The organism is Burkholderia metallica (assembly GCF_902832845.1).
GTDB lineage: Bacteria > Pseudomonadota > Gammaproteobacteria > Burkholderiales > Burkholderiaceae > Burkholderia > Burkholderia metallica.
In genome coordinates this window covers 425,703-450,579 of the sequence record NZ_CADFDB010000003.1, presented here as the reverse complement: position 1 = coordinate 450,579, position 24,877 = coordinate 425,703, and the positions used below count along the sequence as shown (strand labels likewise).

Annotated in this window: 23 protein-coding genes and 1 other RNA gene; 13 read left to right on the top strand and 11 right to left on the bottom strand. The window is 67.6% G+C overall.

Going from position 1 to position 24,877, the window contains the following annotated elements; translation table 11 throughout:
• Positions 1–57 precede the first annotated feature (57 nt).
• Genes HWX08_RS12185 through HWX08_RS12175 form a run of 3 tightly spaced genes read left to right on the top strand, consistent with a single transcriptional unit; the run spans position 58 to position 2,197 of the window.
• Positions 58–798, top strand: coding sequence for an amino acid ABC transporter permease (locus tag HWX08_RS12185; protein WP_069255772.1), 741 nt, complete (start codon positions 58–60; stop codon positions 796–798).
• The gene (gltK, locus tag HWX08_RS12180; protein ID WP_069255773.1) at positions 798–1,475 is read left to right on the top strand and encodes a glutamate/aspartate ABC transporter permease GltK; all 678 of its coding nucleotides are present in this window, start codon (positions 798–800) and stop codon (positions 1,473–1,475) included. Before HWX08_RS12185 ends, gltK begins: the two co-directional genes overlap by 1 nt.
• On the top strand, positions 1,472–2,197 hold the full coding sequence (locus HWX08_RS12175) for an amino acid ABC transporter ATP-binding protein (RefSeq protein ID WP_069255774.1): 726 nt from the start codon (positions 1,472–1,474) through the stop codon (positions 2,195–2,197). Before gltK ends, HWX08_RS12175 begins: the two co-directional genes overlap by 4 nt.
• A 91-nt stretch (positions 2,198–2,288) precedes the next feature.
• Here HWX08_RS12175 and HWX08_RS12170 read toward each other — a convergent pair whose 3' ends face one another.
• Both HWX08_RS12170 and HWX08_RS12165 read right to left on the bottom strand, forming a co-directional pair.
• Positions 2,289–7,550, bottom strand: coding sequence for an autotransporter outer membrane beta-barrel domain-containing protein (locus HWX08_RS12170; protein ID WP_174922494.1), 5,262 nt, complete (start codon positions 7,548–7,550; stop codon positions 2,289–2,291).
• 522 nt (positions 7,551–8,072) lie between these two features.
• Positions 8,073–8,978 (bottom strand): class II glutamine amidotransferase, encoded by a 906-nt coding sequence (locus tag HWX08_RS12165; protein WP_069255776.1) that lies wholly within the window; start codon positions 8,976–8,978, stop codon positions 8,073–8,075.
• A 205-nt stretch (positions 8,979–9,183) separates the two neighbouring features.
• Between HWX08_RS12165 and pyrC the strand changes: the two genes are divergently transcribed.
• The 3 genes from pyrC to rnpB all read left to right on the top strand — a co-directional run bounded on the left by pyrC (position 9,184) and on the right by rnpB (position 11,559).
• Positions 9,184–10,248: a dihydroorotase gene (gene pyrC, locus HWX08_RS12160; protein ID WP_174922493.1), complete on the top strand. Its 1,065-nt coding sequence runs from the start codon at positions 9,184–9,186 to the stop codon at positions 10,246–10,248.
• Complete coding sequence (locus HWX08_RS12155) at positions 10,245–11,135, top strand: DUF3025 domain-containing protein (protein WP_069255778.1); 891 nt, start codon at positions 10,245–10,247, stop codon at positions 11,133–11,135. The genes pyrC and HWX08_RS12155 overlap by 4 nt, the downstream gene beginning before the upstream one ends.
• Positions 11,136–11,147: 12 nt before the next feature.
• Positions 11,148–11,559: RNase P RNA component class A (gene rnpB, locus HWX08_RS12150), an RNA gene on the top strand.
• A 69-nt stretch (positions 11,560–11,628) separates the two neighbouring features.
• Here the strand turns inward: rnpB and HWX08_RS12145 are convergent.
• Together HWX08_RS12145 and HWX08_RS12140 are read right to left on the bottom strand one after the other, a co-directional pair.
• The gene (locus HWX08_RS12145) at positions 11,629–12,093 is read right to left on the bottom strand and encodes an OsmC family protein (protein WP_076605865.1); all 465 of its coding nucleotides are present in this window, start codon (positions 12,091–12,093) and stop codon (positions 11,629–11,631) included.
• A gap of 411 nt (positions 12,094–12,504) precedes the next feature.
• Positions 12,505–12,810: a DUF1090 family protein gene (locus tag HWX08_RS12140; protein WP_174922492.1), complete on the bottom strand. Its 306-nt coding sequence runs from the start codon at positions 12,808–12,810 to the stop codon at positions 12,505–12,507.
• Positions 12,811–13,121: 311 nt separating this feature from the next.
• Between HWX08_RS12140 and rplM the strand changes: the two genes are divergently transcribed.
• Genes rplM through erpA form a run of 4 tightly spaced genes read left to right on the top strand, consistent with a single transcriptional unit; the run spans position 13,122 to position 14,544 of the window.
• The gene (rplM, locus tag HWX08_RS12135; protein WP_009687896.1) at positions 13,122–13,550 is read left to right on the top strand and encodes a 50S ribosomal protein L13; all 429 of its coding nucleotides are present in this window, start codon (positions 13,122–13,124) and stop codon (positions 13,548–13,550) included.
• 11 nt (positions 13,551–13,561) lie between these two features.
• Complete coding sequence (gene rpsI / locus HWX08_RS12130; protein WP_011883283.1) at positions 13,562–13,954, top strand: 30S ribosomal protein S9; 393 nt, start codon at positions 13,562–13,564, stop codon at positions 13,952–13,954.
• Positions 13,955–13,963: 9 nt separating this feature from the next.
• Positions 13,964–14,152 (top strand): hypothetical protein, encoded by a 189-nt coding sequence (locus tag HWX08_RS12125; RefSeq protein WP_226240777.1) that lies wholly within the window; start codon positions 13,964–13,966, stop codon positions 14,150–14,152.
• Between the two features lie 20 nt (positions 14,153–14,172).
• Entirely contained in the window at positions 14,173–14,544 is a 372-nt protein-coding gene (gene erpA / locus HWX08_RS12120; RefSeq protein WP_069255781.1) for an iron-sulfur cluster insertion protein ErpA, read from the top strand.
• 112 nt (positions 14,545–14,656) lie between these two features.
• On the opposite strand, the gene HWX08_RS12115 is transcribed toward erpA, so the two are convergent.
• Positions 14,657–15,817, bottom strand: coding sequence for an anhydro-N-acetylmuramic acid kinase (locus HWX08_RS12115; protein ID WP_174922491.1), 1,161 nt, complete (start codon positions 15,815–15,817; stop codon positions 14,657–14,659).
• 142 nt (positions 15,818–15,959) lie between these two features.
• Between HWX08_RS12115 and tyrS the strand changes: the two genes are divergently transcribed.
• The 3 genes from tyrS to HWX08_RS12100 are packed head-to-tail and all read left to right on the top strand — an operon-like array spanning position 15,960 to position 18,342.
• Positions 15,960–17,201 (top strand): tyrosine--tRNA ligase, encoded by a 1,242-nt coding sequence (gene tyrS / locus HWX08_RS12110; RefSeq protein WP_069255783.1) that lies wholly within the window; start codon positions 15,960–15,962, stop codon positions 17,199–17,201.
• Positions 17,198–17,656 (top strand): D-aminoacyl-tRNA deacylase, encoded by a 459-nt coding sequence (dtd, locus tag HWX08_RS12105; RefSeq protein WP_069255784.1) that lies wholly within the window; start codon positions 17,198–17,200, stop codon positions 17,654–17,656. Before tyrS ends, dtd begins: the two co-directional genes overlap by 4 nt.
• Positions 17,657–17,679: 23 nt before the next feature.
• Positions 17,680–18,342: a histidine phosphatase family protein gene (locus HWX08_RS12100; protein ID WP_069255785.1), complete on the top strand. Its 663-nt coding sequence runs from the start codon at positions 17,680–17,682 to the stop codon at positions 18,340–18,342.
• 59 nt (positions 18,343–18,401) lie between these two features.
• On the opposite strand, the gene HWX08_RS12095 is transcribed toward HWX08_RS12100, so the two are convergent.
• The 6 genes from HWX08_RS12095 to purH form a co-directional block, all read right to left on the bottom strand.
• Positions 18,402–19,529, bottom strand: coding sequence for a ParB/Srx family N-terminal domain-containing protein (locus HWX08_RS12095; RefSeq protein WP_174922490.1), 1,128 nt, complete (start codon positions 19,527–19,529; stop codon positions 18,402–18,404).
• A gap of 162 nt (positions 19,530–19,691) precedes the next feature.
• On the bottom strand, positions 19,692–20,642 hold the full coding sequence (locus HWX08_RS12090) for an oxygenase MpaB family protein (RefSeq protein WP_174922489.1): 951 nt from the start codon (positions 20,640–20,642) through the stop codon (positions 19,692–19,694).
• Positions 20,643–20,670: 28 nt separating this feature from the next.
• A complete protein-coding gene (gene ruvB / locus HWX08_RS12085) occupies positions 20,671–21,741 on the bottom strand; it encodes a Holliday junction branch migration DNA helicase RuvB (protein ID WP_069255787.1) in 1,071 nt (356 codons plus the stop codon).
• Positions 21,742–21,874: 133 nt separating this feature from the next.
• Positions 21,875–22,456, bottom strand: a complete 582-nt coding sequence (ruvA, locus tag HWX08_RS12080) for a Holliday junction branch migration protein RuvA (protein WP_174922488.1) — start codon at positions 22,454–22,456, stop codon at positions 21,875–21,877.
• A gap of 154 nt (positions 22,457–22,610) precedes the next feature.
• The gene (ruvC, locus tag HWX08_RS12075) at positions 22,611–23,153 is read right to left on the bottom strand and encodes a crossover junction endodeoxyribonuclease RuvC (protein WP_069255789.1); all 543 of its coding nucleotides are present in this window, start codon (positions 23,151–23,153) and stop codon (positions 22,611–22,613) included.
• Between the two features lie 151 nt (positions 23,154–23,304).
• Positions 23,305–24,870, bottom strand: a complete 1,566-nt coding sequence (purH, locus tag HWX08_RS12070) for a bifunctional phosphoribosylaminoimidazolecarboxamide formyltransferase/IMP cyclohydrolase (RefSeq protein ID WP_069255790.1) — start codon at positions 24,868–24,870, stop codon at positions 23,305–23,307.
• Between the last annotated feature and the right edge of the window lie 7 nt (positions 24,871–24,877).

Below are 24,877 nucleotides of genomic sequence, written 5' to 3'. Positions count from 1 at the left end.
GCTCATGAGACGGAAGAGGCCACGCTTCTTCCGTCTCTTTTTGCTGGAGTCTTGCCCATGTCTTACCACTGGAACTGGGGCATCTTCCTGAGCCCCGTATCGACTGGCGAGCCGACGACTTATTTCGGATGGCTGATGTCCGGCTTCCGGGTGACCATCGAAGTGTCGCTCGTCGCCTGGGTCATCGCGCTGATCGTCGGTTCGCTGTTCGGCGTGCTGCGCACCGTGCCGAACAAATGGCTGTCCGCGATCGGCACCGCGTATGTGTCGATCTTCCGGAACATTCCGCTGATCGTGCAGTTCTTCATCTGGTATCTCGTGATACCCGAGCTGCTGCCCGTGTCGATCGGCACCTGGATCAAGCAGTTGCCGCCCGGCACGCAGTTCTTTACCGCGTCGATCGTCTGTCTCGGCCTGTTCACGGGCGCGCGCGTGTGCGAACAGGTACGCTCCGGGATCAACGCGCTGCCGAAGGGCCAGCGCGCCGCCGGCCTCGCGATGGGCTTCACGCAATGGCAGACGTACCGCTACGTGCTGCTGCCCGTCGCGTACCGGATCATCGTGCCGCCGCTCACGTCGGAATTCCTGAACATCTTCAAGAATTCCGCGGTCGCGTCGACGATCGGCCTGCTCGACCTGTCCGCGCAGGCGCGCCAGCTCGTCGACTACACCGCGCAGACGTACGAGTCGTTCATCGCGGTCACGCTCGCTTACGTGCTGATCAACCTCGTCGTGATGGCGCTCATGCGCTGGATCGAAGGCCGTACGCGGCTGCCCGGCTATATCGGAGGCAAGTGATGCATCAGTTCGACTGGAGTAGTATTCCCGGCGCGCTGCCGACGCTGTGGACGGGGGCGGTCGTCACGCTGCAGATCACGCTGATCGCGATCGTGGTCGGGATCGTCTGGGGCACACTGCTGGCGCTGATGCGGCTGTCGGGCGTCAAGCCGCTCGCGTGGTTCGCGAAGGGCTACGTGACGGTGTTCCGCTCGATTCCGCTCGTGATGGTGCTGCTGTGGTTCTTCCTGATCGTGCCGCAGCTGCTGCAGGGCGTGCTCGGGTTGTCGCCGACGATCGACATCCGCCTCGCATCGGCGATGGTCGCGTTCTCGCTGTTCGAAGCCGCGTATTATTCCGAGATCATCCGCGCCGGCATCCAGTCGGTGCCGCGCGGGCAGGTGAACGCCGCGTTCGCGCTCGGCATGAACTACGCGCAGGCGATGCGCCTCGTGATTCTGCCGCAGGCGTTCCGCGCGATGGTGCCGCTGCTGCTCACGCAGGCGATCGTGCTGTTCCAGGATACGTCGCTCGTGTACGTGATCAGTCTCGCGGACTTCTTCCGCACGGCCGCCAACATTGGCGATCGCGACGGCACGACCGTCGAGATGGTCCTGTTCGCCGGCGCATGCTATTTCGTGATTTGCTCGTTGGCGTCTGTTCTCGTCAAGAGTCTCCAGAAAAAGGTCACACGATGATTTCCATCAAGAACGTTTCGAAGTGGTACGGCCAGTTTCAGGTTCTCACCGACTGCACGACCGAGGTCAAGAAGGGTGAAGTGGTCGTCGTGTGCGGCCCGTCGGGTTCGGGCAAGTCGACGCTGATCAAGACCGTGAACGGCCTGGAGCCGTTCCAGCAGGGCGAGATCCTCGTGAACGGCCAGTCGGTCGGCGACAAGAAGACGAACCTGTCGAAGCTGCGCTCGAAGGTCGGGATGGTGTTCCAGCATTTCGAGTTGTTCCCGCACCTGTCGATTACCGAGAACCTGACGCTCGCGCAGGTCAAGGTGCTCGGCCGCGGCAAGGACGAGGCGAACGAGAAGGGGATGAAGCTGCTCGATCGCGTCGGCCTGAAGGCGCACGCGCACAAGTATCCGGGCCAGTTGTCGGGCGGCCAGCAGCAGCGTGTCGCGATCGCGCGCGCGCTGTCGATGGACCCGATCGCGATGCTGTTCGACGAGCCGACGTCCGCGCTCGATCCCGAGATGATCAACGAAGTGCTCGACGTGATGGTCGAACTCGCGCAGGAAGGGATGACGATGATGGTCGTCACGCACGAGATGGGCTTCGCGAAGAAGGTCGCGCACCGCGTGATCTTCATGGACAAGGGCGCGATCGTCGAGGACGACCGCAAGGACGATTTCTTCTCGAATCCGAAGTCGGAGCGCGCGAAGGACTTCCTCGCGAAGATCCTGCACTGAGCGTTCGCGCTGGTCGGCGCCGCAGGTGCGCCGAAACGAAAACCGCCCGGCGCGTGCCGGGCGGTTTTTTTTCGTCCGCTGCCCGCGCGCGTTACCAGCTGTAGCGGTAGCCGACCTGCCCGACGATGCCGCGCCGGTAGTCGCCGCCGATGTTGCGCGCGATCTTCGCGTTCGCGTACAGCTCGCCCGACTTGCCGAAGCTCGCGGTCACGCCGACCCCGAGCTCGTACCACGTGCGGCCGAGGTGCGTTGCGAACGGCGTGCCGCCGACGACGGTCTGGCCCGGCGACAGGAAGTCGTGCAGCACGTCTGCCGTGAAGTACGGTGTGGCAGCGCCGCCGCCCGAATCCGACTGCAGGTTCGGCCGGAAGATGCGCACGCCGACGCGGCCACGCAGCGCATTCGTCGTCGTACCCGATACCGCCGACACGTTGTCGTTGAACCCGTTCAGCTTCAGGTACTGATACATCAGCTGCGCCTGCGGCTCGACCGCGACCGGCAGGCCGCCGATCGCGAACGGCTTGCCGACTTCCTGCGACAGCGCGACGCCGAAGCCGTTCTGCGACGCCTCGTTGCCGTAGCTGTCGCGATAGCGGTTGCCGTAGTGCGTGACCTGCCCGACGCTGTCGAAGTACGTGCCGTCGGACAGGTATTTCGTCCAGTAGCCGCCGACGCTCTGCGCATGCATCTCGACCGAGCCCGTCGACGTCGACAGGTTGGCCGTATCGGCGCGCGCCATGTCGCTGAAGCTCGCGTTCGACACGCCGATGCTGGCCGTCACGCCCGCGTGCGTGCTGCCGCCGCCGTTCGGTGCCTGGTCGAGCGTCCAGTCCTTGCCGAACTGCGCGAAGAACGTGCGCTCGTCGGCCGAGAAGCGGCCCGCGTTCGCGTCGAGGCTCTGGCCGCCGATGCGCCCCCATACGCCGTCGCGATTGCCGGGCTGCTGCTTTTCGAGGTTGTAGATGTCGCCGACGCGCTCGTGCAGCTTGCCGAGTGTGGAGAAGCCGTAGTCGGCGTTGAGCAGCGGCGTGAGCGCGTAGCCCGAGACGCCCGGGCGGTACGCGAGCGTGCCGCCGTTGCCGTTCCCGTTGCCATCGCCGTCGCCGGACGGGTGGATCGGGTCGTCGGGGTTCGACGGATCGAGCTGCGAGCGCAGGTACCAGCCGTTCGCGTCGCCTTGCCCGCCGCGATAGAGCCGGTACTCGTACGCGCCCGCCTGCACGGGGCCCGCGAGCTGGAACGCCGATGCGGTGGTCGTGCCGCCGTTGGCCGTGACGACCACCGGAATCCCGTCGCCCTTCGTCTGCGCGCCGGTGCCGGCCGTGTTGGCGATCTTCAGGCCCGTCGTGCCGCTTGCGGTGCCGCCGTTCACGATCAGCCGGTCGGTCGGCGATGCGTCGGCGCCGAGGAACGTGTTGAGCGCGATCGTGCCGCCGTTGCCGACGTAGCTGCCCGTCGTGAGCGTCTTGTAGCTGCCCGCGAGCGTCGGCGCACCGGTCGGTGCGGCGAACGCGACGAGGCCCGCGTTGTTCAGGCTGCTCAGCACCGAGCTGCCCGTCATGCGCCACGTGCTGGTGGGGTCGACGCTCAGCGCGACCGGGTCGATCTTGCCGGTCAGCGTCGTGCCGTTCGCGAGGAACACGTTGCCGGTGCTCGATGCATCGGAAACGATGTCGCCTGCCAGATTCACGGCCGACGCGGTGAAGGTGGCGTTGCCGCCGTTCGACAGGTCGAGCAGCGTGCCGTTGCCGGCCGTCACGACCGTGCCGTTGCGCACGGCGATGTCGGCCGTGCCGCCGCGCACGGCGAAGGCCGGCCCGCTGACGGACGCGACGCTGCCGCCGTCGACCAGCACGGTGCTCGTCGCGCCGTTCCCGAGCGTATCGGAGGCCAGCACGCCGGCCGTCGCGCCCTTGAGCGTCGTGCCGGTCAACGCGAGCACGCCGCCGCTGTCGGCGGTGGCGCCGTTGCCGGCGCCGCTGACGATCGTCGAGCCCGTATCGCCGATGCGGCCGCCGTTCTGCGCGACGAGGCCGTCGGCGGCAGCGCCGGCCGTGGTGAGCTTCGCGCCCGACAGCACCGCGGTCGCGCCGTCGTTCGTCACGACCGCGGCGGAATTCGCGCCAGTCGTCGCGACGGTCGTCCCGTCGGCCGTCAGCGTCGAATCCGCGCCCGACACGAAGAAGCCGCGCGCGTGGTCGCCGGTGGTCCGGACGACGGTTGCCGCATCGGCCGCGATGCGTGCGCCGGCGCCCGTCGACGACAAGCCGTCGGCGCCGCCGCCGGTCGTGCCGATCTGCGTGCCGGACAGCGTAATCGTCGCGTTCGTCCCCTGGTTGTCGATCCCCTTGCCCGAGCCGCCCACCGCGATCGACGTCGCGCCGGCCGCGAGCCCGCCTCCCGTCACGGTCGAGTCGATCAGCACGCCGTCGGCGCTGCCGTTCGCGGTCACGGTGCCCGCACCCGACAGCGCGACCGATGCGCCGGCACCCGTCAGGCGCACGCCTGCAATGCCGTCGTCGGCTTCGATCGAACCCGTGTTGGCGAGCGTCGCCGATGCGCCCTGGACGAGCGCGCCGGTGCCGTCCGATACGCGGATCGTCGACGCGTTGTTCACCGTGCCGAGCGTGCCGATCACGACGCCCGTCGAACCGGCCCCCGTCAGCAGTACCGTGTCGCGGTTCTCGAGCGTGCCGAGGTTTTGCGCGACGAAGCCCGTCACGCCGGCCGTCGACGACGTGACGGCGGCGTGGTTGGTCAGCGTCGTCGCGACCGGTGCGCCGGCGTTGGCGCCGGCGAGATCGTGCGCCTGGCCGTCGACGACGCCGGCGATCGCGCCGCCCGCGTTCAGGTTGATCGTCGCGCCCGCGTCGATCGTGCCTTGCGCGCCGCCTTCGACCGCGATCGCGATGCCGTTCGCGCCGTTCACGTTGTAGGTCGCGTTGCCGGTCGACAGCACGGTGCCGGTGTCGGTCGCGAGCACGCCGTGCGCGCGCTGGCCGTTGACGTCGGTCGTCAGCGCGCCGGCCATCGACGTGCCCGTGTAGGCCGCGCCGCCCGCGACGCGGAACAGCGTCGAATCGTCGGTGTCGACACTCAGGTGCTGCGCGGCGACGTTGATCTTCGAGCCCGCGCCGTACGCGTAGAAGCCGATCTGGTTGGTGCCCGACATGAACGCGGGTACGGCATTGGCGCCGACGTCGATCGTCGCGCCCGAGCGCGCGTGCGCGCCGATCGCGCCGGTGCCCGTCAGGTTGAGGGCGCCGTCGAGCGTGGCCTTCGCGAGCGGCCCCTCGGCCCACACGCCGTAGTTGCGGGTGCCCGATGCGGGATCGAGGCCGCCGGCCACGTCGATCGTGCCGGTCGAGGTCGCGGCCGTCGCGTTCGTGCCGGTCCCGACGACCATGATGCCGATGCCGTTGACGCCATTCAGCGTGATGGTGCCGGTGTTGGTCACGGTCGCGGCGGTGTTGGCCGCGAGCATGCCGACGTTGGCGAGCGGCGTGCCGGCCGCCGCGCCGTTGACGACGATCGCCCCCGCGTTGCTCAGCGTGCCGGACGACGAGCCGATGCTCGCCAGCGCGGCGCCGTTCTGCGTCTGCGAGCCGATCACGATCGTGCCGAGGTTGCTCGCGGTGCCCGATGCGCCGAGCAGGATGCCGTACGCGTGCGTGGACAGCGCGACGTCGTTCACGGCTTCCGGCGCGCCGGCGTCGTACTGGGCCGCGCGGCCGAGGTAGATCGTGCCGCCGGCTTCGTTCGTGAAGCTGCCGCCGGCGACGAGGCCGCCGATCACCTGGCTGTCGAGCGTCGTCGCGTTGACGCCGACGTTGATCGTGCCGGCGTTCGACGCGCGCGCGCCGTCGGTTGCGGCCACCGCGTAGTTCTGCAGGTCGGGGCGGTTGTGGACGAGATCCCACGCGCCGACGTTCATCACGCCGTTGTTGACGAACGTGGTGCCCGCGCCGTTTGCGTACACGCCGCTGCCTTCGACGTACGTATCGAGCCCGAAGTTGTCGGGCCGCGTGCTGCCGCCGGTGGCGACGTTGTCGCCGGACGTATAGCCGGATGAAATCGTGCCGTTGTTGACGCCGCTCGCGCCGCTCAGCAGGCGCACCAGCGTGAAGTCGCCCGACAGGCGCCCGTCGTTGATGAAGTGCGCACCGTTCTCCGCGACGACGGCGGCGCTCTCGTCGATCGTGTTGGAGCCGCGGAAGTCGATCTGGCCGTCCTTGCCGATATGCAGCGTCGCGTTCGCGCCGGTGCCGTGCATCGCGGTCGGATAGTTTCTGGGCAGCGCGTTCTTGTCGCCGGGCGACACGTTGTTCGCATACTCGAAGGTCTGCGGGGTGATCGTCACGGCCTGGCCGAACGCGGTGTCGTAGGCGGCCTGCGAGCCGAGTGCGCCGCTCTGGACCGAGCGCACGAGAAAGTCGTTGTACGCGGCGAGCGATGCGGCGTCGGTGACGGTCCACGTGCTGCCGTCGAACGCTTTGAAGGTGCCCGCGTAGGCCGGCACGTCGAGCTCGACGGTACCGACGGGGCCGCCGCTCGCGAGATAGTCGCCGGTGATGAACCAGATCTGGTTGCGCGAATTCCAGTTGATCACGCTCGGTGTCGAGCCGGTGCCGTCCGCGTAGGTGAGGTCGGTCTGCTTGGCCGCGATCGTGATCGCATTGCCGGCGGCCGTCGGCGCGCTCCCCGGCGAGCCGATCGATACGTCGAGCGTGCCGCCCGAGTTCGCGACCGTGCCGAACCGCGTGTTCACGTACTGGTCGCCGTTCACGTCGTGGTAGACCTGCACGACGGTCGAGCCCGCGGTCGACGCGACGAATGCGGACGAATCGTAGGTGGCGACCGACGTGCGGCCGCCCGTGATCGAGTCGGGGGTGCCGACGCTTTGCGTCTTGCCGCCGAGCGACACCAGCGGCTGGTTCGGGTTGCCCGAAATGATCGACGTGCTGCCGAGCGGCATCGGCGTGTAGCCCATGTCGCCGGTCGCGCCGGTCCACGCGCCCGTCAGGCCGACCCGGTCGCCGCCCGACACGGTCGTGGCGCCGACGAGGTCGTCGTTGACCGTCGGGCTGAAGCTGCCGAGCGCGCAGGTGCCGCCGCTTGCGACGGCCGAGCCGTTGCCGCACGTCGATGCGTACGCCGGGCCGGCCGACAGCGCGGCCAGCGCGGCGCCGAGTGCCGCGATGCGAAGCGAGGTCCGGCGCGTGGCCGCGTGCGCGGCGCGCCGGCCGGTGCCGGACGGGCGGCCCGAGCGCTTGCCGCGCGCCCGTGCCGTTTCCGCAGCCGCGACCCAGCAGCCTGTGGTCTCGCTCCATATCGATCGAAATGAATGATTCACGACAAACCCCTCTCTCTTCTTTTGATGTGGTTTTCACCGCGGTGCAGTGAAATCGCAATCCGCGGTGGGGAATGGCGTGAATGGGTGTGCGGCGGCCGTGGCCGTTTCTCCGCCAATCGCGATTCGTTACACCGAGGATGGGCGGAGTCTAGTTGCCGGGGAAGCGGCTAATTGTCGGAAAGCTAACAAATGCGGCAATCATGTCGATTTCATCCGGTATTTCTGGATTGTGTGATGAATCGAACTGAAAGCCTTGATGGATAAGGATTTTTTCAGTTTGTTGCGGATGGGTTCGTGTTTTCCGGATCGGTGGGGTGGCGCACGGTTTGCGACGGGGCGATCCGTTAAAATGCGGTTTCCGGATTATACGTATTTCGATCGCGTGATTTATTCGTTTTAGAATTTAATCATTTTCTATGGGAAATGAATTAAATCAAGCGAATGCTGGATGACGACGCGTCGATTTGCCGGGGCGGGCGATATGGCCATGCGACACGCATCACGAAAGCGGGCGCGGCGCGCTCAGAAGTCGATCGCGTCGTCGGAATCGACTTCGGTGGCGAGCGCCTCGCGCGCATCGCGCGGCGCCGACGCCGATGCGTCGAGCGCCGGATTGCGCAGCTTCTCGAGCACGCGCTCGGGCACCGGAATCCGCATCCGCGCGGCGACGTCGCCGCACTGGAACATGATCAGCTCGCCCGGCTCGAACGCGGTCCAGACTTCGTTGTCGGTGAGCGGTTGCGTCGCGATCACGGCGACGCGATCCTCGGGCGTCGTGTATTTCGCGAAGTCGATCGACAGGTCTTCGTCGACGAGGTGCGCGGTCGAGAACGGCCAGCGCCGCACGAGGTAGTGCAGCCGCGTCGAGCAGTGCGCGAACAGCGCCTGGCCGTTCGACATCAGGAAGTTGAACACGCCGTGATCGGTGATGCCGCGCGTCAGCTCGCCGACGCGCTCGAACAGTTCGGGCAGCGGCGGCTGCGCGCCGGGGAACGCTTCGCGCAGCCCCTGCATCAGCACGCAGAACGCCTGCTCGCTGTCGGTCGTGCCGACCGGATGGTAGACGCTGCCGTCCATGTCCGGTGCGTAGTCCTGCAGATCGCCGTTGTGCGCGAAGATCCAGTGCCGGCCCCACAGCTCGCGCATGAACGGATGGCTGTTTTCGAGCAGGATGTGCCCCTGCGTCGCCTTGCGGATGTGCGCGATCGTGTTCTTGGACTTGATCGGGTAGCGCTTCACCATTTCGGCGATCGGCGACGTGGCCGATGCCTGGTGATCGATGAACAGGCGGCAGGCCTTGTCTTCGAAGAACGCGATGCCCCAGCCGTCGGCATGGTGATCGGTGAGCCCGCCCCGGGCCGCGAAACCTGTGAAGGAGAATGTGACGTCCGTCGGCGCGGCGCAGTTCATTCCTAAGAGTTGGCACATTTTACTTGGGGCAGCAGGCTGAGGCGGGGGGTAACGAACCGGGCGAACCCCGGTACAATGCGGCTTCTAGCATATCACCGAGCCCTGAGCGGTAAAAAGCGGATTCCGCCGGCCGAAGGCCCCGTGTTGCGGTTTGCCGTCAGTCGGCCCGCACGCGCGCGTTCCGGCCCCGCCGATGGCCAGCCTCATCCTCACGACGCCTTCTATGACTGCCTCGAACGCTTCCTCCCCGGCGACGCTCTCGCTCGCCCGTCCCGACGACTGGCACCTGCACCTGCGAGACGGCGACATGCTGGCCGCCGTGCTGCCGCACACCGCCCGCCAGTTCGGCCGCGCGATCGTCATGCCGAACCTGAAGCCGCCGGTCACGACCACCGCGCAGGCGCACGCGTATCGCGAGCGCATCCTCGCCGCGCTGCCGGCCGGGATGACGTTCGAGCCGCTGATGACGCTGTATCTGACCGACAACACGCCGCCCGACGAAATCCGCCGCGCGCGCGAAAGCGGCTTCGTGCACGGCGTGAAGCTGTATCCGGCCGGCGCGACGACGAATTCCGACCACGGCGTCACCGATCTCGCGAAATGCGCGAAGACGCTCGAGGCGATGCAGGAAACCGGCATGCCGCTGCTCGTGCACGGCGAGGTGACCGATGCGTCGATCGACCTGTTCGACCGCGAGAAAGTGTTCATCGACCGCGTGATGACGCCGCTGCGCCGCGATTTCCCGGGCCTGAAAGTCGTGTTCGAACACATCACGACGAAGGACGCGGCCGACTACGTGCGCGACGCCGACGCGGCGCCCGGCCTGCTCGGCGCGACGATCACCGCGCATCACCTGCTGTACAACCGCAACGCGCTGTTCGTCGGCGGGATTCGCCCGCATTACTATTGCCTGCCGGTGCTCAAGCGCGAGACGCATCGCGTCGCGCTGGTCGAAGCCGCGACGTCGGGCAACCCGCGCTTCTTCCTCGGCACCGACAGCGCGCCGCATGCGCGCGACGCGAAGGAAACCGCGTGCGGCTGCGCGGGCTGCTACACGGCGCTGCACGCGCTCGAACTGTATGCGGAAGCGTTCGACACCGCCGGCGCGCTCGACAAGCTGGAAGGCTTCGCGAGCTTCTTCGGCGCCGATTTCTACGGGCTGCCGCGCAGCGCCGAGACGGTCACGCTGCGCCGCGAGGCATGGGAGCTGCCGCGCGAGATCTTCGCGGGCGATACGCCCGTCGTGCCGCTGCGCGGCGGCGAGACGATCGGCTGGAAACTGGCGTGACATTCGCGCCGCCGCGCGAACCCGGCCATGCGGCCGGCCGCGCGGCGGCGGATTTTGCGCGGATCGACTGGTCCGTGCCGTGGCTCGCGCCCTACGCGGCGCGCGGCCGCGCGATACAGGCGGCCGTACGGGCAGGCGAGGCCGCGCTGCTCGACGCGCTGAACCGCGCGTCGCGCGACGCCGGGCCCGACGGTCCGCGTGTCAGCGGCTGCGGCCGGCGGCTCCGGTTCGTGCCGCAGGCCGCGTTGCCGCCCGGCGTCGCGTACGAGACCCATATCGCGGAGACGGGCCATGTTCCGACCCGCCACAATCTGCACGACTTCTTCAATGCGCTCGTCTGGTTCGCGTATCCGCGCATCAAGGCCGCACTGAATGCGCGCCAGGCCGCGGCGATCGACGCGGCGGGCGGGGTCGGCCCGGTGCGCGGCACGCTGCGCGATGCGCTCACGCTGTTCGACGAAAATGCCGCGCTGTTCGTGACGGCCGACCGCACGCTTGCCGACGCGCTGCGCGGGTTCGATTGGGCGCGGCTGCTGGTCGCCGCGCGCGATGCATGGGGCACGCGCTGCGAAGCGCGGCTCGTCGGCCATGCGCTGCTGGAGAAGCTCGTCGCGCCCTACAAGTCCTGCACCGCGCACACGTGGATCGTCGAAGTGAGCGCCGACTATTTCTCGTGGCCCGATGCGCAGCGGATCGCGCATGTCGATGCGCGCGTCGCCGCCGAACTCGCCACGCGCGCGCTCACGAGCCGCGATTTCGCGCCGCTCCCGGTGCTCGGTGTGCCGGGCTGGTGCGAGGCGAATGGCGAGGCCGCGTTCTACGACGATCCGGCCGTGTTTCGCAGCGGCCGCCGCTCGCGCGCTGCCGGCGGCGGCGCGCAGTGCTAGAATGCGCGTCGCAAAGCAGGCCAGGCAGTCGCGGCCTCGCCGCCTTCGGGCGCGCGGGGGCGAGGAAAGTCCGGACTCCACAGGGCAGGGTGATGGCTAACGGCCATCCGTGGCGACACGCGGAACAGGGCAACAGAAAGCAAACCGCCGATGGCCCGGCGCAAGCCGGGATCAGGTAAGGGTGAAACGGTGCGGTAAGAGCGCACCGCGGCGACGGCGACGTTCGCCGGCACGGTAACCTCCACCCGGAGCAATTCCAAGTAGGCAGGCGCGCATTTTCGGATGCAGGACGGGGCCCCCGTCTCGTCTGCGGGTAGGAAGCTTGAGCGCGTCAGCAATGGCGCGCCTAGAGGAATGGCTGCCACGCGTTGCGTGCTTCGGCGCGCAGCGTGCACAGAATCCGGCTTATCGGCCTGCTTTGCCGTTCGAATGCGAAAAGGCCGGCGTCTCCCAACGGAGCGCCGGCCTTTTTTCATGCGCGTTCGCCGTGCGTTCAGCCGGCGACGATGTCGAACGAATGCGTGAGTTCGGCCGTCTTCGCGATCATGATCGACGCGGAGCAATACTTGTCGTGCGACAGGTTGATCGCGCGTTCGACCGTGGCCGGGTTCAGGTTGCGGCCGGTGACGGTGAAGTGGAAGTGCACCTTCGTGAACACCTTCGGATCTTCGCTCGCGCGCTCGGCCTTCAGCGTGACCGAGCAGCCGCTGACTTCCTGGCGGCTCTTCTTCAGGATCAGCACGACGTCATAGGCCGTGCAGCCGCCGGTGCCGAGCAGCACCATTTCCATCGGGCGCGGCGCGAGATTGTGACCGCCGCCTTCGGGCGCGCCGTCCATCGTGACGAGATGGCCGCTGCCGGTCTCGGCGGAAAACGCCATGCCGTCCTGGCCCATCCAGCTTACTTTGCATTCCATGCTTGCACTCCAGCGTTGCCTGATTCGGATTCGATCCGGCATTGTAGCCCGCTGCGCAACGGTCGGCTGATGCGCTGCACGACGCGCAATGCCGGCGCCGCCCGCGCGGCCTGCCGAACGGCCAATTCCCCTGCGGAATTAGGGGTTTTGTTCTAGACGAAGGCGGTCACCGATCATGCTTGCTGCGATCATGTGATTGATTTAAAAGGGAAAATCGTTTTCTCAAGCGGGCCGTCAAAAAATCCCACATTGTGATGTTCGATTTCGTAATGCAAATTTTCTTGTGAAGTCGACGACGCGTTCGTATAATGAGCCTCATTGGTTGTCGCGCTGCGGCAACCTCCGAATGTCTCCTCCACCCTCCTCCTATGGTGGATTAAGCCCGAACCAGCCGTTCGGGCTTTTTTTCGTCTGATGCAAACATCGGCGCGCGGCTTGCGCGGCCCGGCAGCGTCACGCGGGCTGTCTGGCCGCCGGCTGCGACGTCGCCCCGGGCGGCGTGGCGGGCGAGCGTGCGTCGGGCCCCGGCGCGCGGACGGCCGACGCATGGCCGTGGCCGCGTGAGCAGAATTGGCGAACGCGTTCGCGCACCGCGCGCAGGCGGGCGACGCGCTCCTCGGCATGGGCGGCCCGGGCGTCGGCCAGGCGGGTATCGAGTGCGTCGAGCTTGGCTTCGCAGTCGGCGCGGGCAGCGGTGGCAGGCGTCGCTGCGGCCAGCAGCGCGGCCGCAAGGAAGGGCGTGAGTCGTTGATTCATCATGCTTGTTTGTTGTTTTCCGTGTTCGGCCGGTCTGGCGCGGCAAGGTCGCGTGCCGCGCGTCGATGGGTGCCTCCCCGGGCGCTCGGTTCGCCTGGCTGGTCGGGGCACGACCGGATTTTGGCCCATTTCGGCCGCCGTGCGCACGGGAAGTGGATTCTCTTTGACCGCGTTGCCGTATTTCCTTTATAATTCAGGGCTTTTCCGCATTCATGCCCACGGAAAAAGAACAGGGAGAGCCTGCACCGCGCCTCGAAGCGCACACAGACAAGCAGGAAGAACACATCGGGCAAAGCAATTTTTTTGGATCGATCATGAAGACGTTTTCCGCAAAAGCCCATGAGGTGACGCGCGAATGGTACGTGATTGACGCGACGGATAAGGTTCTCGGCCGTGTTGCCAGCGAAGTGGCACGCCGTCTGCGCGGCAAGCACAAGCCTGAGTTCACCCCGCACGTCGACACTGGTGATTTCATCATCATCATCAACGCAAGCAAGTTGAAGGTCACGGGCAACAAGACTCTGGACAAGAAGTACTACCGTCACTCGGGCTACCCGGGCGGTATCTATGAGACGACGTTCGGCAAGATGCAGGAACGCTTCCCGGGCCGCGCGCTCGAGAAAGCGGTCAAGGGCATGCTGCCGAAGGGCCCGCTCGGCTACGCGATGATCAAGAAGCTGAAGGTCTACGCTGAAGCTACGCATCCGCATTCGGCTCAACAGCCGAAGGCGCTCGAGATCTAAGGGGAGCCCACATGATCGGTAACTGGAACTACGGTACGGGCCGCCGCAAGAGCGCAGTCGCACGTGTCTTCATCAAGGCTGGCAAGGGCGACATCATCGTCAACGGCAAGCCCATCGCTGACTACTTCTCGCGCGAAACGTCGCTGATGATCGTGCGTCAACCGCTGGAACTCACGAACCACGGCCAGACGTTCGACATCAAGGTCAACGTCAACGGCGGCGGCGAAACGGGTCAGGCAGGTGCAGTGCGCCACGGCATCACCCGTGCACTGATCGACTACGATGCGACGCTGAAGCCGTCGCTGTCGAACGCAGGCTTCGTCACGCGCGATGCACGTGAAGTCGAGCGTAAGAAGGTCGGTCTGCGCAAGGCACGCCGCGCAAAGCAGTTCTCGAAGCGTTAATTCCGCTTCATGGCCGCGCCGCTTTCGGGCGGCGTTCGCCGAAAAAACCGCCAGCTTTCGCGCTGGCGGTTTTTTTATGGCCGCTTCCAGGCCGCCGCAGCGGCAGCCCGCGCGGGTCCGCTTGATGAAATCGACAAGAACCTGTTGATTTCATGGACTTCAGCACGATCTTCCGAACGGCCCTACAATAGCGGCTAAAGCTTCTTGGAGAGTTCGCAATGAACGCTGTTACCGAATCCGCAGCAACGACCACCGACATGCCGGTTCCGTTCGTCTTCACCGACGCGGCGGCCGACAAGGTCAAGCAACTGATCGACGAAGAGGGCAATCCCGACCTGAAGCTGCGCGTGTTCGTGCAGGGTGGCGGCTGCTCCGGCTTCCAGTATGGCTTCACGTTCGACGAGGAAGTCAACGAGGACGACACCGTGATGGACAAGAACGGCGTCCAGCTCCTGATCGACTCGATGAGCTACCAGTACCTGGTCGGCGCCGAGATCGACTACAAGGACGACCTCAACGGCGCCCAGTTCGTGATCAAGAACCCGAACGCGTCCACCACCTGCGGGTGCGGTTCGTCGTTCTCGGTCTGAGCGCACGACAGATCCGATCCGGTTCGCCGGAACGAGAAACGGGGCTTCATGCCCCGTTTTTTATGCCCGTTTGCGATGAAAAGACGACGCCTGCCGTGCGGCAGGCGTCGCGTCAGCGCGGATAGAGCGCGCCGAGCACGCGGTTGCCGGCCGCCCCTGTGACCGTCGCGAGATTGCCGGGCAGGCGCGCGGTGAAGCGGTACGCGAGCCATGCGAACGCGAGCGCCTCGACCTGCTGCGGCGGCACGCCGAGCGCGGCCGTCGTATCGACGGTGGCCGGCACGCCCGCGTCACGCAACGCGTGCCGGAGCGCGTCGAGCAGCACCGGATTGCGTGCGCCGCCGCCGCATACGAACACGGCCTTGCAGCCTGGCGCGTGCTGCGCGATCTCGCGTGCGATCGACACGGCCGTGAGCGCCGTGAGCGTTGCCTGCACGTCCTGCGGCGCGATTTGCGCAAACGCGGCGAGTTTCGCGTCGAGCCACGCCGGATTGAACAGGTCGCGACCGGTGCTTTTCGGCGGCGGTGCGCGGAAATAGGGCTCGTCGAGCAGCGCGTCGAGCAGCGCCGCATGGACGGTGCCGCGCGCGGCGAACTTGCCGCCGTCGTCGTACGGCTTGCCGAGATGGCGGGTCGCCCATTCGTCGAGCAGCGCATTCGCGGGGCCGCAGTCGAAGCCGCGCACTTCGCCGCGCTGCGCGTTCGTATCGCCGGGCAGGATCGTGATGTTGCTGATCCCGCCGAGATTGCAGACGACGCGCGTTTCGCCCGGCGCACCGAACACCGTCGCGTGGAACGCCGGCGCGAGCGGCGCGCCGTGGCCGCCGGCGGCCACATCGCGGCTGCGGAAATCGGCGATGACGTCGACCTGGGTCAGCTCGGCGAGCAGCGCCGGGTTGTTGATCTGCCGCGTGTAGCCGCGCTCGGGGCGATGGCGCACGGTCTGCCCGTGCACGCCGATCGCGCGGATCTCGTCGCGCGACAGCCCGGCCGTGCGCTGCAATTCGTGGCAACACACCGCATAGCGCGTGACCAGCGCGTTCGCCGCGACCGATTCGCGGTCGATCTCGTCGTCGCCGGGCCGTTGCAGCGCGAACAGCGTGTCGCGCAGCGATTGCGCGAAGCCGACGAACGCTTCCGCGAGCACGACCGGCGCGTTGCCGGCCTCGAAACGCACGGCGACGCCGTCGACGCCGTCCATGCTGGTTCCCGACATCAGCCCGAAGTAGATGCCGTCGGCCGGGTGGGCGTGTTGCGGCTGTCGTTGCGGCACGTTGGGTCCTCCTGGATCGTGCGGCGCGGGCCGGTGCCGCGCGCCTTGCGCCCGATTATCCGCGCAACGTGGCGCGCCGTTAAGCGATGCGCGCGCAAGTTATGGGAAAATCACTGTTTTTGCGACATTCTTCCTGGCACCGATGAGCACCGAACCCAGTTCCAAGCCTGTTTTCCCGATCACCGACGAAGTCCGGCATGCGCTCGCCGTCACGAAGCGCGGCGTCGACGAGCTGCTGATCGAGGAAGAGTTCGCGCAGAAGCTCGCGCGCAGCGCGGCCACGAACACGCCGCTTCGCATCAAGCTCGGCCTCGATCCGACCGCGCCCGACATCCACATCGGTCATACGGTCGTGCTGAACAAGATGCGTCAGCTGCAGGATCTCGGCCACACGGTGATCTTCCTGATCGGCGATTTCACGTCGCTGATCGGCGATCCGTCGGGCCGCAACGCGACGCGCCCGCCGCTCACGCGCGAGCAGATCGAATCGAACGCGAAGACCTACTTCGAGCAGGCCGCGCTCGTGCTCGACCGCGACAAGACCGAGATCCGCTACAACAGCGAGTGGTCGATGCCGCTCGGCGCGGACGGGATGATCAAGCTCGCGTCGCGCTACACGGTTGCGCGAATCCTCGAGCGCGAGGATTTCACGAAGCGCTTCCAGGGCGGCGTGCCGATCTCGATCCACGAATTCCTGTACCCGCTGATGCAGGGCTACGATTCGGTCGCGCTGAATGCCGATCTCGAACTCGGCGGCACCGATCAGAAGTTCAACCTGCTGGTCGGCCGCGAACTGCAGAAGCAGTACGGACAGGAACAGCAGTGCATTCTCACGATGCCGCTGCTCGAGGGCCTCGACGGCGTCGAGAAGATGTCGAAGTCGAAGGGCAACTACGTCGGTATCAGCGAGAAGCCGACCGAAATGTTCGGCAAGCTGATGAGCATCTCGGACACGCTGATGTGGCGTTACTTCGAACTGCTGTCGTTCCGTCCGATGGACGAGATCGCCGGCTTCAAGCGCGAGATCGAAGGCGGCCGCAACCCGCGCGACTTCAAGGTGCTGCTCGCGCAGGAAATCGTCGCGCGCTTCCACTCGCAGGCCGACGCGGAGCGTGCGCTCGAGGACTTCAACCACCGCGCGAAGGGCGGCGTGCCCGACGACATTCCGTCGGTCACGCTCGCTGGCGCACCGCTCGCGATCGGCCAGTTGCTGAAGCAGGCCGGCCTCGTGCCGTCGACGAGCGAAGCGCTGCGCAACATCGAGCAGGGCGGTGTGAAGATCGACGGCGCGACCGTGTCGGACAAGGGCCTGAAGGTCGAGGCCGGCGAATTCGTCGTGCAGGTCGGCAAGCGCCGCTTCGCCCGCGTCACGCTGACCGCATGATCGCGCTGATCCAGCGCGTGAAGCGCGCCGACGTGCGCGTCGGCGATCGCACGACGGGCGAGATCGGCGCGGGCCTGCTCGCGCTGGTCTGCGCGGAGCGAGGCGACACCGAAGCCGCGGCCGACAAGCTGCTCGCGAAAATGCTCGGCTACCGCGTGTTCAGCGATGCCGCCGGCAAGATGAACCTGCCGGTGTCGAACATCGACGGCGCGGGCCGCGCAGGCGGCCTGCTGCTCGTGTCGCAGTTCACGCTGGCAGCCGATACCAACAGCGGGCTGCGTCCGAGCTTCACGCCGGCCGCGCCGCCCGACGAAGGCGCGCGGCTGTTCGACTATTTCGTCGCGGCCGCGCGGGCGCGTCATCCGGTCGTCGAGACGGGCGAGTTCGGCGCCGACATGCAGGTATCGCTCGTCAACGACGGCCCCGTGACGTTCTGGCTGCAAGTGCGGCCCTGATTCCTCCCCCGAGATGCACCGCGATGGCCACCACCCAGATACTTTTCATCCGCCACGGCGAGACGGCCTGGAACCGCATCAAGCGCATCCAGGGGCACATCGACATCCCGCTGGCCGACACCGGGCTCGCACAGGCGCAAAAGCTCGCCGCGCGGCTCGTACGCGACGCGCGTGACGGTGCGCGGATCGACGCGGTCTATTCAAGCGACCTGATGCGTGCGCAGCAGACCGCGCAGCCGTTCGCCGACGCGCTCGGGTTGCCGCTGCTGCTGCGCGACGGGTTGCGCGAACGCTCGTACGGTGCGTTCCAGGGGCACGACAGCAGCGAGATCGAGGCGCTGTTTCCGGACGCGTACGCGGCGTGGCAGACGCGCGACCCCGGCTTCGCACCGGAAGGCGGCGAGTCGCAGCGCGCGTTCTATCACCGCGTGCTGCATGCGCTCGAGCCGATCGTGGCCGCGCATCCGGGCGGCCGGATCGCGTGCGTCGCGCACGGCGGCGTGCTCGACTGCGTGTACCGGTTTGCGAACGGCATCGAGCTGTCGGCGCCGCGCAGCTATCAGTTGCTCAACACGAGCATCAACGTCGTCGATTACGTGGACGGGCGCGCACAGGTTGTGCAGTGGGCCGACGTGTCGCATCTGGACGCCGCCAGCGACGACGACGGGTACCGCAAGGTGCTCTGAGCCGGCAGGCCCCGTCCGGCACGGCCGGCCGGGGTGTTCTTCTGCGCGGTGCGCGCCGCTTACTGCGGCAGTGCGTGGCGCGTCTTGTAGTCGAGCGCGTACGCGATCTTGCCGGGCTTGTCGGCCGTGATCGGCTGGCGCAGCTTGTCGAATTCCCCCTTGTTGTACTTCTTCCCGCCGTTGATCGCGTCCGCGCGCCCGAGATCGGCGCCCGTCTTGCCGTCGATCACCGGGTCCGTGGCCGCGACCATGCGCGTCGACGCGTTCCAGACCGCGTTCAGGTAGCCCGTGTCGGCCTTCGCCGGGTCCGGGTCGGTCGTGCCGGCGCGCGTCAGGTCATAGGCGGCGAGCGAGAACGTGCCCGGTTGCGCGCGCAGCCAGTCGGCCCAGTAGAACTCGAGGTAGTCCGTGGATTGAGCGGGCTTGCTGTAGCCGATGTCGCGCGTGAAATAGACGAGCGAGCGGTAGCGGTCGTTCGTCATCCCGAGTTTCAGGCCGAGCCCGGTCGGCAGTTGTGCGGCGCTGATCGGCTCGCCTTCGCCGTTCTTCAGGCGCAAGTAGCCGCGGCTTTGCATCTGCTGCCAGAACGCGTCGCCCGAGTAGTCGCTGAGGTTGTCCTTGACGACGACGTGCACGTGCAGCGCGGGGCCGCCGTCGGGCGTCTCGTAGTAGGTCGACAGACCGTGGTGGCCGTCGGTCAGGTACAGCGCGTCGCCGTTCGGGCCGATCACGACCGGGTTCAGCACCGAGCGGTCGCGGGCGTTCGCGTCGGTCGTCATGCACGTGTAGCTCGCGGGCTCGCGCAGCACCGACCTGGCCGTGTAGCCGCCCGAAGCGACGCCGCCGAGGCCTTCGTCCGCGCAGAAGTCGTCGAATTTCTTGTCGGGCTGCAGTTCGTAGCGGCCGAGCTTGTAGTAGATCTGGTCGTAGCCGATCGCACCCTGCGTCGGATGGAGATCGCCGAGCGTCACGTCGATCAGGTCGCCCGCGCGAGCGGCCTTCCACTTGCCCGCCGGCGGCGTGACGGTGGCGGGCGGCGTGGGGGCAGGCGCGGCCGGGGTGCCGCCGGACGGCGTTTGCGCGTCCGAGCGCGCGACGGCGGTGACGTCGTCGCCCCCGCAGGCGGCGAGCGCGAAGACGGTGGACAGGCTGGCGGCAAGGGCGAAACGGATCGGCAGGCGTGGCATCGCGGGCATCGGTGTCGGTCGGGTGTCAGTCTGGTGGGCGGGACACCGCGCGGGTCACGGCCAGGCGGGACGGACGGCGCGTGCGACCGTGCGCGGGTGCAAGCCCGTCAGCTTGTCACAGGTATTTGACAGTAAATTGAAATGATTCGAGAAAACGGATCGTCAGGCGGGCGGTGTGCCGTCGGGCGGTACCGCGGTGGCGCGGCGGCGCGCGCGCTTCGACGCGCCGTTCACGAGCGCCCAGCGCAGCACGGGTGCGACGGCCCGGATGCCGGGCCGGACCACCGCGCGTCGCAGCGGCGCGAACGTCGACATGCCGAGCATGCGCTGCGCCCATGGCGGCAGCAGGTCGATCCCGGCGTGCATGACCAGCGACGCCGCCGGCCGCAGCGCGGGCCTCGCGACCGGCACGTTCAGCAGGATGGACATCACGTCGAACGTGCGCGGGCCAGCCTCGAGTTCGGGCTGCATGCGCGCGAGATACGCGGCGACTTCGGCGCGCGAACGGGGGACCGCATGTGCGCCGAGCAGTTCGGCGACCAGCGCCGTTTCGGCGTAGTAGCGGTCCTGCAACTCGCCCGGCAGGGCCGGATTCACGTAGCGCAGATGCGCGGCGAGGAAGCTCGACACTTCGGCGACGTGCACCCAGGTCAGCAACGCCGGATCGTCGGCGCGATAGGGCCGGCCGTCCGGCGCGGTGCCCGATATGCGCGCGTGAATCGCTTTCACGCGCTCGATCAGCGCGAGTGCGTCCGCGCGACTGCCGAACGTCGTGCCGGTGATGAACGTCGCGGTGCGCCGCAAGCGGCCCAGGATGTCGGTGCGAAACGACGAGTGATCCCAGACGCCGGCGAGTGCGAGCGGATGGAGCGCCTGCAGCAGCAGCGCGGCGATGCCGCCCGTCATCATCGACGTGAAGTCGGCATGCACGCGCCAGCAGATCGCGTCGGGGCCGAACAGCCCCGGGTCGCCCGGCGGCGAAGAGAGGTCGAGCGACGGGCCACCGCCGCCCACCGTCAGGTGCGTGACGCCGGCCACGAGCCGCTTGCGGATCGGCTCGGCCCAGCGCGGGCCCGGTGCGGGTGCGGCGGGGTGGCTGGGGGGCGTGGTCATGGCGGGCGCGGCTCGGGCGACGGGTGGGTTAGTCCCCGTCGGGCGTATCCCATTCGCCGCGTTCGGTGCGACGGGCGTCGGGTACGGAAAGCCCGAAGTGGCGATAGGTGAGCAGCGTCGCGACGCGCCCGCGCGGCGTGCGCTGCAGGAAGCCCTGCTGGATCAGGTACGGTTCGAGCACGTCCTCGATCGTGTCGCGCTCTTCGCCGATCGCCGCCGCGAGGTTGTCGATCCCGACCGGGCCGCCGTCGAACTTGTACAGGATCGCTTCGAGCAGCTTGCGGTCCATTAGGTCGAAGCCGACCGGATCGACGTCGAGCATCGCCAGCGCGGCATCGGCGACGGCCGCGGTGATCTGGCCGTCCGCCTTCACTTCCGCGAAGTCGCGCACGCGGCGCAGCAGCCGGTTCGCGATCCGCGGCGTGCCGCGCGCACGCTTCGCGATTTCGAGCGCACCGTTCGGATCGATCTGCGCGTTCAGCAGCGACGCCGAACGCCGCACGATGCGCGACAGCTGATCGGCGTCGTAGAACTCGAGGCGCGCGACGATCCCGAAACGGTCGCGCAGCGGGTTGGTCAGCATCCCGGCGCGGGTGGTGGCGCCGACCAGCGTGAACGGCTGCAGGTCGAGCTTCACGCTGCGCGCGGCCGGCCCTTCGCCGATCATGATGTCGATCTGGTAATCCTCGAGTGCCGGATACAGGATTTCCTCGACGACCGGCGACAGCCGGTGAATCTCGTCGATGAACAGCACGTCGTTCGCTTCGAGGTTCGTCAGCAGCGCGGCGAGATCGCCCGCGCGCTCGAGCACGGGGCCGGACGTCTGGCGCAGGTTCACGCCCATCTCGCGCGCGATGATGTGCGCGAGCGTCGTCTTGCCGAGACCCGGCGGCCCGAACAGCAGCACGTGATCGAGCGGCTCGGAGCGGCGCTTGGCGGCTTCGATGAAGATTTCGAGCTGGCCGCGCACCTTTTCCTGGCCGACGTAGTCGTCGAGCTGGCGCGGCCGCAGCGCACGTTCGAACACCTCCTCGTGCGACGAGGCGGGCGTGGCGGCGATGATCCGCGGCTCGGTGGCGAGTTTGTCGGTTTCAATCATGCGGCCATTGTACCGCGCGCCGCTGTCCCGCCTACCTGGCCGAACGGCCGACTGGCGGGTGCCGCGCCGCCGCGCGACACTGGCTTCGACGCACCGCTTTCAGCGTACCGCCCGGCGGCGCGTCATGCGCACGTCATGCCTTCGACAGCGCCTTCAGCGCGAGCTTGATGCCTTCGGACACACCGGTGCCGGCCGGCACGTTCTTGATCGCGGCGAGGCCTTCCTTATCGGAATAGCCGAGCGCGAGCAGCGCGTTGAGGATGTCGGTCGCGTGGTCCGACGGCGAAGCGGCGCCGGCGAGCGCGCCGAGATCGGCGCCGAGCTTGCCCTTCAGTTCGAGCAGCAGGCGCTCGGCCGTCTTCTTGCCGATGCCGGGCACGCGCGTGAGGCGCGCGGCGTCCTGCATCGTCACGGCCTGGGCGAGTTCCTGCACGCTCATGCCGGACAGCACGCCGAGCGCCATGCGCGCGCCGATGCCGGTGATCTTCAGCAGCTCGCGGAAGGTCGTGCGCTCCTGCGGCGTCAGGAAGCCGTACAGCAGGTGCGCGTCCTCGCGCACGATCTGCTGCGTGAGCAGCACGACGCGTTCGCCCGTTTGCGGCAGGTTGTAGAAGGTGCTCATCGGCACGTCGATTTCGTAGCCGACGCCGTTGCAGTCGACGAGCAGGTGAGGCGGGTTCTTTTCGAGCAGGATGCCGGCGATGCGACCGATCATGGATGGCGGGATGCGAAGAAGAAAGCGCGAGTGTAGCGCACGTGCGGCGCCATGCCGACGGGATCGGCCATCACGCCGGTGCGATGGCGGCGCGCGGGCGCGCCGCGTGCGGTCACGACGGTCGATCGGGCGCGCCGCGCGCGGGCAGCCGGTGTCAGCCGACGAGGCGCCCGCGCCGCACGCGCAGGCCTTTCTTCGCGAGCGCCGGCGCGAGGCCGCCGAGCGTGCTGAGGGTGTTGCCGCCGTGCGCGTGGCAGATCGCCATGCCGAGCGCGTCGGCCGCGTCCGAGCCGGGCTGGCCGGAAAGGTTGAGCAGGCGCGTGACCATTTCCTGCATCTGCGTCTTGGTCGCGCGGCCGTAGCCGACCACCGCCTGCTTGAGCTGCAGCGCCGTGTATTCGGCGACGGGCAGGCCGCCCGCGACGAGGCCGCAGATCGCGGCGCCGCGCGCCTGGCCGAGCAGCAGCGTCGACTGCGGGTTCACGTTGACGAACACCTTTTCGATCGCGGCCTGATCGGGCGCGTGCTCGCGCACGATGGTCGAGATGCCCTGAAAGATCGTGCCGAGCCGGGTGGCCAGATCGGCGGTCGGCGTGCGGATCACGCCGCTCGCGACATACGCGAGCCGATGGCCGCTGACGTCGATGATGCCGAAGCCGGTGACGCGCAGGCCGGGGTCGATGCCGAGGATTCGCATGAGTAAGGAGAAAAGCCCGATGCAGCGATACTACAACGAATGGTGCGGGGCGCCGGCCGCACGGTGGCGCGCGAGGGCGCCGCGCAATAAAAAACCCGGCGGGTGCGATGCCGCCGGGTTGTCGTGCAGCGGCCGCGCGGGCCGCATGCGATCAGTGACGGAAGTGGCGTACGCCCGTCAGGACCATCGCGATGCCATGCTCGTCGGCCGCCGCGATCACTTCGTCGTCGCGCATCGAGCCGCCCGGCTGGATCACGCAGGTCGCGCCTGCCGCCACGACGACGTCGAGGCCGTCGCGGAACGGGAAGAACGCATCCGATGCCACGGCCGAGCCGGCCAGCGTGAGGCCCGCGTTCTGCGCCTTGATGCTCGCGATGCGCGCGGAATCGACGCGGCTCATCTGGCCAGCGCCGACGCCGAGCGTCATGCCGTTGCCGCAGAACACGATCGCGTTCGACTTCACGTACTTCGCGACTCGCCATGCGAACAGCAGGTCGTCCATTTCCTTCGCCGTGGGCTGGCGCTTCGTGACGACGCGCAGCTCGCTCGGCTGCACGTTGCGCGAATCGAGCGACTGCACGAGCAGGCCGCCGCCCACGCGCTTCAGGTCGAATGCATTGTGGCCGTCGCCGAGTGCGATTTCGAGCAGGCGCACGTTCTGCTTCGCGGCGAATACCTGCTTCGCGGCGTCGGAGAACGACGGGGCGATCAGCACTTCGACGAACTGCTTGGCCACCGCCTGGGCGGCCGCTTCGTCGACTTCGCGGTTGAACGCGATGATGCCGCCGAATGCGGAGGTCGGGTCCGTCTGGAATGCCTTCGCGTACGCGTCGGCCGAATCGTTGCCGACCGCGACGCCGCACGGGTTCGCGTGCTTGATGATCACGCAGGCCGGCGCGTCGAATGTCTTCACGCATTCCCACGCCGCGTCGGAATCGGCGATGTTGTTGTACGACAGTTCCTTGCCCTGCAGCTGGCGGTAGTTCGCCAGTGCGCCGGCCGGCGTCGCGAGGTCGCGGTAGAACGCGGCGCTCTGGTGCGGGTTCTCGCCGTAGCGCAGGTCCTGCACCTTGTCGAACGCGATGTTCAGCGTGGCCGGGTATGTGCTGCGCGACGCGTGCTGCAGCTCGTCGGTCAGGCTCGTCAGGTAGTTCGTGATCGCGCCGTCGTATTGCGCGGTGTGTGCGAACACCTTCGTCGCGAGGCGGAAGTTGGTCGGGTAGCCGATCGCATTGCCGTTCGCCTTCATTTCATCGAGCACGACCGCGTAGTCGGCCGGGTCGACGACGACCGTCACGTCGCGGTGGTTCTTCGCAGCGGAGCGCAGCATCGTCGGGCCGCCGATGTCGATGTTCTCGATCGCGTCGGCAAGCGTGCAGTCGTCCTTCGCGATCGTCGCGACGAACGGGTACAGGTTCACGACGAGCAGGTCGATCGTCGGGATGCCGTGCTGTTCCAGCGCCTGCATGTGCTCGGGCAGGTCGCGGCGGGCCAGGATGCCGCCGTGCACCTTCGGGTGCAGCGTCTTCACGCGCCCATCGAGCATTTCCGGGAAGCCCGTGTAGTCGGCCACTTCGGTAACGGGCAGGCCCGCGTCGGCGAGGAGTTTCGCGGTGCCGCCCGTCGACAGCAGCTTGACGCCGAGGTCGGACAGCGACTTCGCGAAGTCGACGATGCCGGTCTTGTCGGAAACGGAAATGAGCGCTTGCTTGATCATGATGGAA

Excerpts from the sequence above, each read along its gene's own strand:
- tyrS (WP_069255783.1), top strand. The coding sequence starts at position 15,960 with ATGAGCACCGAACCCAGTTCCAAGCCTGTTTTCCCGATCACCGACGAA.
- erpA (WP_069255781.1), top strand. The coding sequence starts at position 14,173 with ATGAACGCTGTTACCGAATCCGCAGCAACGACCACCGACATGCCGGTT.
- HWX08_RS12165 (WP_069255776.1), bottom strand. The coding sequence starts at position 8,978 with ATGTGCCAACTCTTAGGAATGAACTGCGCCGCGCCGACGGACGTCACA.
- gltK (WP_069255773.1), top strand. The coding sequence starts at position 798 with ATGCATCAGTTCGACTGGAGTAGTATTCCCGGCGCGCTGCCGACGCTG.
- pyrC (WP_174922493.1), top strand. The coding sequence starts at position 9,184 with ATGACTGCCTCGAACGCTTCCTCCCCGGCGACGCTCTCGCTCGCCCGT.
- HWX08_RS12100 (WP_069255785.1), top strand. The coding sequence starts at position 17,680 with ATGGCCACCACCCAGATACTTTTCATCCGCCACGGCGAGACGGCCTGG.
- ruvA (WP_174922488.1), bottom strand. The coding sequence starts at position 22,456 with ATGATCGGTCGCATCGCCGGCATCCTGCTCGAAAAGAACCCGCCTCAC.
- ruvB (WP_069255787.1), bottom strand. The coding sequence starts at position 21,741 with ATGATTGAAACCGACAAACTCGCCACCGAGCCGCGGATCATCGCCGCC.
- HWX08_RS12140 (WP_174922492.1), bottom strand. The coding sequence starts at position 12,810 with ATGATGAATCAACGACTCACGCCCTTCCTTGCGGCCGCGCTGCTGGCC.
- rplM (WP_009687896.1), top strand. The coding sequence starts at position 13,122 with ATGAAGACGTTTTCCGCAAAAGCCCATGAGGTGACGCGCGAATGGTAC.
- HWX08_RS12095 (WP_174922490.1), bottom strand. The coding sequence starts at position 19,529 with ATGCCACGCCTGCCGATCCGTTTCGCCCTTGCCGCCAGCCTGTCCACC.
- HWX08_RS12175 (WP_069255774.1), top strand. The coding sequence starts at position 1,472 with ATGATTTCCATCAAGAACGTTTCGAAGTGGTACGGCCAGTTTCAGGTT.
- HWX08_RS12090 (WP_174922489.1), bottom strand. The coding sequence starts at position 20,642 with ATGACCACGCCCCCCAGCCACCCCGCCGCACCCGCACCGGGCCCGCGC.
- HWX08_RS12185 (WP_069255772.1), top strand. The coding sequence starts at position 58 with ATGTCTTACCACTGGAACTGGGGCATCTTCCTGAGCCCCGTATCGACT.
- dtd (WP_069255784.1), top strand. The coding sequence starts at position 17,198 with ATGATCGCGCTGATCCAGCGCGTGAAGCGCGCCGACGTGCGCGTCGGC.
- rpsI (WP_011883283.1), top strand. The coding sequence starts at position 13,562 with ATGATCGGTAACTGGAACTACGGTACGGGCCGCCGCAAGAGCGCAGTC.
- ruvC (WP_069255789.1), bottom strand. The coding sequence starts at position 23,153 with ATGCGAATCCTCGGCATCGACCCCGGCCTGCGCGTCACCGGCTTCGGC.
- HWX08_RS12145 (WP_076605865.1), bottom strand. The coding sequence starts at position 12,093 with ATGCCGGATCGAATCCGAATCAGGCAACGCTGGAGTGCAAGCATGGAA.
- purH (WP_069255790.1), bottom strand. The coding sequence starts at position 24,870 with ATGATCAAGCAAGCGCTCATTTCCGTTTCCGACAAGACCGGCATCGTC.
- HWX08_RS12125 (WP_226240777.1), top strand. The coding sequence starts at position 13,964 with ATGGCCGCGCCGCTTTCGGGCGGCGTTCGCCGAAAAAACCGCCAGCTT.